Source organism: Mesorhizobium sp. M7A.F.Ca.CA.002.04.1.1, assembly GCF_004022805.1.
Taxonomy (GTDB): Bacteria; Pseudomonadota; Alphaproteobacteria; order Rhizobiales; family Rhizobiaceae; genus Mesorhizobium; species Mesorhizobium ciceri.
The window spans coordinates 1-5,614 of sequence record NZ_RZPL01000358.1 but is presented as its reverse complement, the minus strand read 5'-3'; the positions used below and the strand labels follow the sequence as shown (position 1 = coordinate 5,614).

The following is a 5,614-nucleotide window of genomic DNA, read 5'->3' as shown; positions in this document are numbered from 1 at the left end:
GGTATCCGCGCACGTGTCAGCGAGCGCCAGATCTCCGGCTTCCTGGCCGGGCTTCCCGACGACCCGCAGTCGACCCCCTACAGCGATATATTCAGCCTGCCGGCCCGCCACAGCCTAACCGTCACCGCGCAACAAGTGATGCTGCGCCGATACTGGCAGATCGAGCCGTCGGCGCGGCCCTTGCGGTCGGATGCATCGGAGGAATTCGCCCATCTGTTCTCGCAATCGGTGCGCAACCGCATGCGAGGGACCTCGGCGGTCGGGGCAATGCTGAGCGGCGGCCTCGATTCCTCGTCTATCGCCTGTGTCGCCGGCCTGCAGAATGCCGCCGCGCGCAAGCCGAGGCTGCCAACCTTCTCGCTGATTTTCGAGAAGGGCTCGCCGATGGACGAGCGGCCCTTCATCGATGCCGTTCTCGACCAGCAGAAGGTCGACGCGACGCTGATCCCGGTTGGCAACTATGCCCCATTTGCCGAATTCGAGCGCGTGCTGGAAGAACAGGAAGGAACGTTCCTGGCGCCGGGCCTGACGCTCACCCGCGGCATCTACCGGACTGCCGGCGCCAAGGGCATCAAGGTGCTGCTGGACGGCCATGGTGGCGACGAGGTCGTTTCACAAGGCCACGGCCACCTGCACGAGCTTGCGAATGGCGGCCGATGGATGGATCTGTGGCGCGAGGTCCGCAGCGCCTCCAACACCTATGGCGACAGCACGCTTGGCCTTTATCTCCAGTTCCTGACCCTCTACGGGCCGGCCTGGCGCATCGCCAGGCTGAGGCATATGGCCAACCGTGCCCTGAACAAGATCCGCAAGCCCGCGCAAGTGTCGCGCGCACGAAGCTGGCGCGACCTGATCAATCCGGACCTGGCCAAGCGCACCGAGCTTGTCGACCGGTTTCACCGGGCCGGCTACATGCCGCCCGGCGTCCAGGCCAGCGATGCCTTGAGCCATCGCTGGATCCTGTCGAACGGCTATGTCCCGCATGCTTTCGAGGTTCTCGACAAGGCCGCCGCCAATTTCGGGGTCGAGCCGCGCTACCCCTTCTGGGACAAGCCGCTGGTCGAGTTCTGCCTGGCGCTGCCGGGCGAGGAGAAGCTGAGCCACGGTTTTGGCCGCTATGTGCTGCGCCGCGCCATGCAAGGCGTATTGCCGGAGGCGGTGCAGTGGCGGCGCGACAAGATCGACTTCACTGCCAATCTCCTCAATGGCATGCTGCGCAACCATCGCGACCTCCTGGAACAGCTGCTGGTCTCGGATGCGAACCGCATCGCGCCTTACGTCAATCTGCCTCAAGTGAGTGCTGCCTATGCGCGGCTGCTGCGCCAGCCCGATCAGGCAGCCCCCCTGGATGTCCAGTATGTCTGGCGCTCGGCCTCGCTGTCGCTCTGGCTGCGGCAGCTCAAGCATGGCGGGAGCCCCGCATGATGCCGCGCAACGAGCCGCTCGCTCTATGCAATGATGATGCCTTTTCGCATGGCCGGGCCAAGCGAGAACGCCGCTTCTACCGGGCCTACGGCCTGACCATCGCGTCGGAGGTGACGTTGCCCGAACTGCAGCCGGCGACGCCGGGGGCGGCGGATGTCGTGATTGCCGTCGGCGCGATCGACCTGCCAAAGCCCTCGCCCGAAGCCGCGACCGACTTTCGCTTCGAGCCGGACCGGCAATATCTGGCGTGGCATGCCGTGGGCGCGTTCCTGATCACCGATTCCAGCCGTATCGACATCGAACCGGCGCCCGGCGTCGACGACGCGCTGCTCGCGTTTCCGCTGCTTGGTCCGGTCATGGCGCTGCTCTTGCACCGGCGCGGCCTGCTTGTCCTGCATGCCAGTGCCATCGCCGCCGCCGGCACGAGCGCCATCTTCATGGGTGACAAGGGAGCCGGCAAGTCGACGACCGCAAGTGCGATGATCCGGGCCGGGCATCGACTGCTTACCGATGACGTGGTGGCGCTGGACCTCGCCAATCCGAGTGAGCCAATGACCGTTCCGGGCTTTCCGCAGATCAAGCTGGCGGCCGACGCCGCGGCGGCGATCTCGCTTGGGGAAGCGGAAGTGCGGCCGCAAGTGCATGCGGCGATCGACAAGATGCAGCATCGCCTGAACGGTGGCTTTTCGGGCGACGAGGTGCCGGCGACCAGGATCTATATCCTCGAGCGCGGCGAAAGGGCTGACATCACGCCCTTGCCCGCCATTGCCGCCCTGCCGGCCATCATCAAATTCTCCTATGTGACGCGCTTCGGCCGCGCGGCCCTGCCCGGCGACTTCGCGACGGCGCATCTTCGGCAATGTTCATGGATTGCCAACCATATCGGCGTGTACCGGCTGGAAGTCCCGACGGGCCTGGACAGGATCGGCGAAGCCGTGGAACTGATCGAAAAGGATCTGTCGGCTGGCAGCCGGCGGTTGTGAGCGCAACCATGTCGAAGCCCCCAATCCTTCGCCTGTCGCTGTTTCGAGAAATTGCCGCCTTCGGCGCCACCATTGCCCGGATCGGCGGCCGGCGAACGTGGACGGCGCTGTTCTTCCTCATCCTCGGCAGCCTGACCGAGGGCATTTCGATCCTGCTGCTCGTCCCGCTGCTGCATCTGGTCGGACGTGCCGACCAGGATTTCGCTGTTCGGCTGCCCAACGATGATTTCGTGCGCTGGCTGGTGCCTGATGGCACGCTGCAACTGACGACCGTGCTTTGCGCGCTGGTCGGGCTTGTTGCGGCGCAGGCGGCGTTCAATCGCTTCAAGTCGGTCTACATGGCCAAATTGCTGTTCGATTTCATCAATCGCGTTCGCATGAACCTGTTCGAAAGCATCGGCAAGGCGCGCTGGGGCGTTTTTACACGCATGCGCAGTTCCGATCTCGATCATGCCCTGACCGGCGACATCGACCGCGTCCAGGGCGCGGCTTTCTCACTGCTGATGCTGGTGCAAATCGCCGTTCTTCTGGCCGGCTATCTCCTGGTTTCCGTGTTTATCTCGCCGGTCATGACGCTGTTTGCCGTGGTCGTCGGCATCCTGATGTTCGTGGCGCTGCGGCCCTTCCGGGCACGGGCCACTGCCTTCGGCCGTGTGCTGACCGCCAATCGCCAGGACCAGTACCGGACGGTCTCGGAATTTCTCGGCGGCATCAAGGTGGCCAAGAGCCTGAACGTCGAGGACAGCTATTTCGCGCAGCTGCGGTCGACGCTTGAGAGGATGAAGGCCGACAACATCGACTATGTGCGCAACAGCACCATCGGCACTGCTGTATTCCAGGTGGCGAGCGTCGTGGGCCTGAGCCTGTTCATCTATGTGGCTTTGGTCCGCTTCAATCTGTCGCTGGCCGAGATCGTCGTCCTGCTCCTGGTCTTCATGCGTATCGCGCCGCGCTTCATGGACATGCAGACGCAGGCCCAGCAAGTGCTGATCAACCTGCCCGCCTTTACGGCAATGCGCAGCCTGCAGGCACGTTTCGACGCCGAACGCGAGCCCGGCCATACCGAGTTCGCCGACGCCGGGACACTCTCCCTCAATAAGGGATTGAATATTCGCGGCGTGTCCTTCGCCTACGGAGATGCTGTCGACAAGGCGGTGGTGAGCGGCATCACCTTCGGCCTGCCGGCCGGCAAGGTCACCGCCCTGATCGGCCCGTCCGGATCGGGCAAGAGCACGATCGCCGACATGCTGCTTGGCCTGCTGGAGCCCACCACCGGCAAGATGCTTGTCGATGGCGTCGAGATCGATGCCAGCAATCGCCGTCGCTGGCGCGACCAGGTGGCCTATGTGCCGCAGGACGTGTTCCTCCTGCACGACACGATCGCGGCGAACCTGCGCCTCGCCGCGCCACGGGCCAGCGATGGCGATCTGTGGGCCGCGCTGCGTCAGGCGCACGCCGGCGAGTTTGTCGAACGGCTCGACCTCAGGCTCGAGACGGTGGTCGGCGATCGCGGCGTGCGGCTCTCGGGCGGCGAACGCCAGCGCATCGCGCTCGCGCGCGCGCTGCTGCGCAAGCCGTCGCTGCTCATTCTCGACGAGGCGACCAGCGCGCTCGACTGGCAGAACCAGTCGCTGATCGCCAGGTCGATCGATGGATTACGCGGTACGATGACGATCCTGACCATCGCGCACCGGCCGTCGATGATCGCCTTCGCCGACTGGGTGGTGGCGATGGAAAACGGCCGTATCGTCGAGGTCGGCCAATATCAGCGGCTGAAGGAAAAAACCGGCAGCCGGTTGTCGAGGATGCTGTTGGGGGAACAGTCGGAGAGCGAACCCGCTGATGTGGCGTGAGCCGGCGACCAAGACGCGTCGCGCCGAGACGGATTCACGCGGCGCTTTGGTCCCTTTGTCTCGAAGGATGTCGTTGCCGCCAAACCGGCCACGTTTGAGCAGTCTGCATCAATGCAGGCCGCGCCTGGCACCGCCCAGCTTCTCGCTTTCGGCGACCTCGGGTGCGTTCAGTTTGCGCTCGGCGTCACGAGCTATGTCGGCAGGCGTCGGCGCGCTCCTGGCGATCATGGTGTAGATGAGCACGAAATAGCCAGCCTGAATGGTCACGGCGCAGATGATGACACGCACCAATATCGTGCCTATCGACGCACCGCCCAGCCAGGACCAGCCGACGACGATCGCCAGAGCGAAAATCATCCCGAGGATGAATTTTGGAAGTGCCATACCCAACAGCCCATAAACCGGCTCGGGTATTATCGCGATTGCCCCACCCGAGCGCCGTCCCTTGTCATGTGGGCTTGTTAAGGTCGCCCACTCTCGACCGGTTGCTTCCGGCCTTTTCCACCTGTCGTCACCGTGACAGGTATAATTTGCAATTCTATTAAGGCGAGCAATAGGCGGCAAGGGCAACTTCGGTTATTTTTGATCGAGCTTTTGCGATCGACTCTGCCATGTTGCAATGCACGCAACGGGAGCTAGGCCGATATCCTCTCGTCGATATTTTTCAGTAAAATGGCCAATATTAAGTAGTATTTTATATGGTTTTGACCAAGCATCACGGCATGATGAAGCACTAGTTTGTACCTCGCCTTGGCAAATAGGTAGGTCCGCCTAAAAACCGCCCCACAAAGGCCTCTATTTTTTCGGCTGTGCCCATTTATTGTCACAAATGTGCTAAATATGCCGAAATTTGTGCATGGCAAGCTTATTATTTAGTCATTTCATGACGTGACTATTTCAACGGGGTGGTAAATTGTGTGTTGCGCTGCAACATTTTTTTGGTATCGTGTGGTGAACCATTCGTTCAACGCATGGAGTTTACGGCATGAGGGACGTTGCCAAGTCAGCCACCGCGAGCTTTTCGCAGGCTGACATCGATTTTCCGCCGCCGATCGGCGGCCTGCTCAAACGCAGCTTCGATATCACCGGTTCACTGATTGGCTTGATCGCCCTCAGCCCGCTATTTGTCATGATAGCGCTGCTCGTCAAGTTTTCCGACGGTGGCTCGATTTTCTACGGCCACAGGCGAATCGGGCGGGGCGGACGGATTTTTCCGTGCCTGAAGTTCCGCACCATGGTTCCGGACGGCGTCAAGGTGCTGGCAGCCTATCTCGCCACCAACCCGGACGCCAACGCGGAATGGATCGCGACCCGCAAGCTGAAGAACGACCCGCGCGTCACCCGCGTTGGAGC

At 62.4% G+C, this 5,614-nt stretch carries 5 protein-coding genes; 4 read left to right on the top strand and 1 reads right to left on the bottom strand.

Annotation, left to right across the window (positions count from 1 at the left end; genetic code table 11):
• From ENZ75_RS18855 to ENZ75_RS18845, 3 genes are all read left to right on the top strand, one after another.
• Nucleotides 1-1,425 (top strand): lasso peptide isopeptide bond-forming cyclase (locus ENZ75_RS18855; protein WP_128278237.1); only part of this gene is annotated, 1,425 nt, incomplete at its 5' end.
• A complete protein-coding gene (locus tag ENZ75_RS18850; protein ID WP_063169880.1) occupies nt 1,422-2,408 on the top strand; it encodes a serine kinase in 987 nt (328 codons plus the stop codon). The genes ENZ75_RS18855 and ENZ75_RS18850, both read left to right, overlap by 4 nt.
• A gap of 8 nt (nt 2,409-2,416) precedes the next feature.
• Complete coding sequence (locus ENZ75_RS18845) at nt 2,417-4,261, top strand: ABC transporter ATP-binding protein (protein ID WP_063169879.1); 1,845 nt, start codon at nt 2,417-2,419, stop codon at nt 4,259-4,261.
• A gap of 108 nt (nt 4,262-4,369) precedes the next feature.
• Here ENZ75_RS18845 and ENZ75_RS18840 read toward each other — a convergent pair whose 3' ends face one another.
• Entirely contained in the window at nt 4,370-4,645 is a 276-nt protein-coding gene (locus tag ENZ75_RS18840) for an exopolysaccharide production repressor ExoX protein (protein WP_013528119.1), read from the bottom strand.
• Between the two features lie 601 nt (nt 4,646-5,246).
• On the opposite strand from ENZ75_RS18840, the gene ENZ75_RS18835 reads away from it, so the two are divergent.
• Nucleotides 5,247-5,614, top strand: a 368-nt coding sequence (locus ENZ75_RS18835) for a sugar transferase (RefSeq protein WP_206617062.1), incomplete at its 3' end; no start/stop codon positions are given.

Bases quoted from the DNA above. Each gene is read 5' to 3' on its own strand.
- ENZ75_RS18850 (WP_063169880.1), top strand. From the start codon at position 1,422: ATGATGCCGCGCAACGAGCCGCTCGCTCTATGCAATGATGATGCCTTT.
- ENZ75_RS18845 (WP_063169879.1), top strand. From the start codon at position 2,417: ATGTCGAAGCCCCCAATCCTTCGCCTGTCGCTGTTTCGAGAAATTGCC.
- ENZ75_RS18840 (WP_013528119.1), bottom strand. From the start codon at position 4,645: ATGGCACTTCCAAAATTCATCCTCGGGATGATTTTCGCTCTGGCGATC.